Below are 4,146 nucleotides of genomic sequence, written 5' to 3' on the forward strand. Positions count from 1 at the left end.
CGTACAACTCCCGGCCCATACCAGCGCGCTGCGCACCCTGACCCGAGAAGAGCACCGCGAGCGGGCCCCGGCCGCCGGCCTGGCCCGTGACGACCGCCCCCGAAGGCTCCCCGGCGGCGAGGGCGCGCAGCCCGGCCAGCAGGTCCTCGCGGCCGGTCGCGGCGACCACGGCCCGGTGGTCCAGGGTGGACCGGGAGGTGACCGACGAGAACGCCACGTCCAGGGGCCGCAGGGTCTCGTCGGCGGCCAGTCGGGCCGCCCAGCGACCCGCCTGCGCGGCGAGACCGGCCGCGTCGCGGGCCGACACCGGCACCGGTACGACCGGCCGCTCGACCACCGGCGCGACGGCGCCCGACGGGGGCTGCTGGGGCTCCGGGGCCTGCTCCAGGATGGTGTGCGCGTTGGTGCCGGACACCCCGAACGAGGAGACCGCCGAGCGGCGCGGACGGCCCGCCGCCGGCCACGGCGTCGCCTCGGTCACCAGCGACACCTCGCCGGCCGACCAGTCGACCTCGGGGGTCGGCTCGTCCACGTGCAGGGTGGGCGGCACGACGCCGTGCCGCATCGCCATCACCATCTTGATCACGCCGGCCACGCCGGCGGCGGCCTGGGCGTGGCCGATGTTCGACTTCACCGACCCGAGCAGCAGCGGCGCCGAGTCCCCCCGGTCCTGCCCGTACGTGGCGAGCAGGGCCTGCGCCTCGATCGGGTCGCCGAGCCGGGTGCCGGTGCCGTGCGCCTCCACCACGTCCACGCCGCCGGCGGCGAGACCGGCGTTGGCCAGGGCCTGCTGGATCACCCGCTGCTGCGACGGCCCGTTCGGGGCGCTGAGGCCGTTGGAGGCGCCGTCCTGGTTCACCGCGCTGCCCCGCACCACGGCGAGGATCGGGTGGCCGTTGCGCTGCGCGTCCGAGAGGCGCTCCAGCAGCAGGACGCCGACGCCCTCGGACCAGCCGGTCCCGTCGGCGGCGGCGGCGAACGCCTTGCACCGGCCGTCGGCGGCGAGGCCGCGCTGCCGGGAGAACTCGACGAAGGCGGCCGGGGTGCACATGGCGGTGACCCCGGCGACGATGGCCAGGGTGCACTCCCGCTGCCGCAGCGCCTGGCCCGCGAGGTGCAGGGCGACCAGGGACGACGAGCAGGCGGTGTCGATGGTGACCGCCGGCCCCTCCAGCCCGAAGGTGTAGGCGATGCGGCCGGAGACCACGCTGCCGGCGTTGCCGGTCATCAGGTGCCCTTCGAGGCCTTGGGCGGCACCCATCAGCACGGTGCCGTAGTCCTGGCCGGTGCTGCCGGCGAAGACGCCGGTGCGGCTGCCGCGCAGCGAGTGCGGGTCGATGCCGGCGCGCTCCAGGGCCTCCCACGAGGTCTCCAGCAACCAGCGCTGCTGCGGGTCCATCGCCAACGCCTCGCGGGGGGAGATCGCGAAGAAGCCCGGGTCGAAGTCGGCCAGGTCGTGGACGAAGCCGCCCTGCCGCGTGTACGACGTGCCGGCCTGCTCCGGGTCACTGTCGTAGAGCGATCCGAGGTCCCAGCCGCGGTCGGTCGGGAAGTCGGAGACCACGTCCCGGCCGGACGCGACGACCTCCCACAGGTCCTCCGGCGACCGCACCCCGCCGGGGAAGCGGCAGCTCATGGAGACGATGGCGACCGGTTCCTGTTCGCCGGCCTCCACCTCGCGCAGGCGCTGGCGCACCTGGTGCAGGTCAGCGGTGACCCGCTTGAGGTAGTCGAGAAGCTTCGCCTCGTCAGCCATGGACCGCGCACTCCTTGTGTTGACCCGTCGTCGCAGCAGCGATCACGTCAGGACATCCCCAGCTCGCGGTCGATGAAGTCGAAGACCTCGTCCGGCGTCGCGTCCTGGAGCTTCTCGGCGACGGTGTCGCCGTCCGCCGGCGCGTCGGCCTCGTTGAGGGAGGCCAGCAGCGCCCGCAGCCGCTCGGTGATCCGAATCCGGGCGCTGCGGTCCGGCGCCGAGCCGGAGAGCGCCGCTTCCAACCTGTCCAGTTCACCGAAGACCGGTGCGACCCCGACCACACCGCCGTCGACGATCGCGGCCCGCACGTACTCGGCCAGCCCGGCGGCGGTCGGGTAGTCGAAGACGACCGTGGCGGGCAGCCGGACGCCGGTCGCCGCGGTGAGCCGGTTGCGCAGTTCCACGGCGGTCAGCGAGTCGAAACCGAGTTCGCGGAACGCCCGGTCCGGCTCCACGGCGTCCATCGAGGCGTGTCCGAGCACCGCGGCGGCCTGCCCGCGTACCAGCTCCAGCAGGGTCTTGCGTCGTTCGGCGTCGGTCTGCCCGGCGAGCAGGGCGGCCAGGGACTCCGCGGACACGCCGGTGTCCTCGGCCCGCTCGGCGACCGCCCGCCGCGCCTCGGCCACCCCCGCGATGAGCGGGCTGGGTCGGACAGCGACGAAGCCGGGCACGTACCGGGCCCAGTCGATGCCGGCCACCATCGTCGCCGGCTCGCCCCGCGCGACGCACTGCGCGAGCGCCGTGAGCGCCGGTCCGGTGTCGAGGCGGGCCACGCCGGTGCGCCGGCGGCGCTCCTCCACGGCCTGGTCGGTGGCGGCCATCCCGCCGGCCGCCCAGGGACCCCAGGCGACCGAGGTGGCCGGCAGGCCCTGCCGGTGCCGCTGCTCGGCGAGGGCGTCGAGGTAGGCGTTGGCGGCGGCGTAGCTGCCCTGACCGGCGGCGCCGAGCTGACCGGCCATCGCGGAGAACAGCACGAACGCGCGCAGTTCCCGCCCGACGGTCAGCTCGTGCAGGTGCAGGGCGCCGAGCACCTTCGGTCGCAGGACGGTGGCGAGGCGGTCGGCGGTGAGGCCGTCGAGCACCCCGTCCTCCAGGACGCCGGCCGCGTGCACCACGCTGGTCAGCGGCGCGTCGGCGGGTACCTCGTCGAGCAGCTTCGCCAGCGCCGCCCGGTCGGCCACGTCGCAGGCCGCGACGGTCACCCGGGTTCCCGTTTCGGTCAGCTCCCGGGCCAGTTCGGTCGCGCCGGGGGCGTCCGCGCCGCGACGGCTGACCAGCATCAGGTGCTCGGCGCCCCGGGCGGCCAGCCAGCGGGCCACCTCCGCGCCGAGCGCGCCGGGGCCGCCGGTGACCAGGGTCGTGCCCGGGTAGCCGGCCTCGTCGGTGGCCGCCTCGCCGCCGGGCGCCCGCACCAGCCGGCGTACGAGGACGGTGGCGCCGTCGACCGCGAGCTGGTCCTCGCCGTCGAGGCCGGCGAGCGCGGCGCAGAGCAGGTCCCAGCCGTGGTCGTCGAGGGTGGCCGGGACGTCGACCAGGCCGCCCCACCGCTCGGGGTGTTCCAGGGCCACGACCCGGCCGAGGCCCCAGAGCAGCGACTGCTCCGGCCGGCCGGGGGTCCCGCTCCGGGTGGTACCGGCGGCGCCCCGGGTGACGCACCACAGCGGCGCGGCGACGTCGAGGTCCCCGAGCGCCTGGATGAGCGCCAGGGAGCGGGCGAGGAAGGGCGGCACCGGCTGGGTGTCGTCGACCGCGCCGTCGGCGAGGGCGAGCAGCGACAGCACCCCGTCCGCCGGGGCCGGTTCGCCGTCGGCGGTGCGGATGGCGCCGGTCAGGTACGCGGTGAGGGCGGCCCGGTCGGTCAGGTTCTCCGGCACCAGCACCAGTCGGACGTCGGCGCCCCGGCGGGTCAGCTCGACCACCGCGGCCTCGCCCTCCTCCGGGTGCCGCTCGTCGGCGACGACCCACCAGGCCCCGGGGAGGAAGCTGACCGGTGTCCCGGTGTACGGCTGCCAGACGCTGCGGTACCTCAGGTCGTCCAGGGTGGACCGGTTGCGCTGCTGGCGCCGCCAGGAGGCGAGCACCGGGAGGGCGGCGCCCAGCCGCTCCAGGGACTCCGCCGCCTCCTGCTCGGTGAGTTCCGCGAGCGCGGCCAGGTCCTCCCGTTCGACGGCCGCCCAGAACGCGGAGTCGACGCCGCTCGGGGTCTCCTCGGTGCCCTCCTGCCCGGTCGTCGCGGTCGGCCAGAAGCGGCTCCGGTCGAAGGCGTACGTGGGCAGGGCCACCGGGTCCGTCTCGGCCAGGACGACCGTCAGGTCGACCGGCAGGCCGATGGCGTGGGCGGTGGCGAGGTTCGTCAGCAGCCGCGTCGCGTCGTCGTCACCCCTGCGCAG

2 protein-coding genes are annotated in these 4,146 nt (G+C 76.0%); both read right to left on the reverse strand.

Going from position 1 to position 4,146, the window contains the following annotated elements; genetic code table 11:
* Positions 1–1,756: type I polyketide synthase (locus tag ACFHW0_RS31470; protein ID WP_416613261.1), on the reverse strand; the 1,756-nt coding region annotated here is incomplete at its 3' end.
* Positions 1,757–1,803: 47 nt separating this feature from the next.
* On the reverse strand, positions 1,804–4,146 hold a 2,343-nt coding region (locus tag ACFHW0_RS31475), incomplete at its 5' end, for an SDR family NAD(P)-dependent oxidoreductase (RefSeq protein ID WP_416613262.1).

It is taken from the genome of Micromonospora sp. LOL_025, assembly GCF_048060285.1.
Taxonomy (GTDB): Bacteria; Actinomycetota; Actinomycetes; order Mycobacteriales; family Micromonosporaceae; genus Micromonospora.